The following is a 511-nucleotide window of genomic DNA, read 5'->3' as shown; positions in this document are numbered from 1 at the left end:
CCTTTCATGCGGCGAGCCGCTCGATCGTTATCCCGCGCGGCTGCGGGCGCGTGACGGCTCCATCAAGCATGTGCTGATTACGTCGAACAGCCGCATTGTCGAAGGCAAGTTCGTCAACACGCGCTGCTTCACCACAGATGTCACCGAACTCCGTATTGCCGAAGAGGCACGGAACGCTAGTGAAGCCAGGCTCGCGGCAACTTATGAGGCCGCCATCGTCGGCATCGCTGAGACCGATCAGAGCGGGCGCTTCTTGCGGGTGAATGATTCCCTCTGCCGCATCGCGGGACGCTCGCGCGACGAATTGCTCGGAATGACCTTCTTCGACTACACCGATCCCGACGACCAGGCGGAGGATGCCGAACTGTACGTCCGGCAGGTCCGCGGCGACATCGAGAACTACACCACCCGCAAGCGGGCATTGCGGCCCGATGGATCCGTGCGTTATCTCGATATATTCAGCTCGTCGGTGCGGGATTCGGCAGGCCGCTTCCTTTATGGCGTGCGCGTT

Annotated in this window: 1 protein-coding gene; it reads left to right on the top strand. The window is 61.4% G+C overall.

The window, feature by feature from the left end; all coding sequences use genetic code 11:
• On the top strand, nt 1-511 hold a 511-nt coding region (locus IVA75_RS00770), incomplete at both ends, for a PAS domain S-box protein (RefSeq protein WP_247286778.1).

This window comes from Bradyrhizobium sp. 134, from assembly GCF_023074155.1.
Lineage (GTDB): Bacteria > Pseudomonadota > Alphaproteobacteria > Rhizobiales > Xanthobacteraceae > Bradyrhizobium.
The sequence above is the reverse complement of the archived record's forward strand: the minus strand, read 5'-3'. Positions and strand labels throughout refer to the sequence as shown.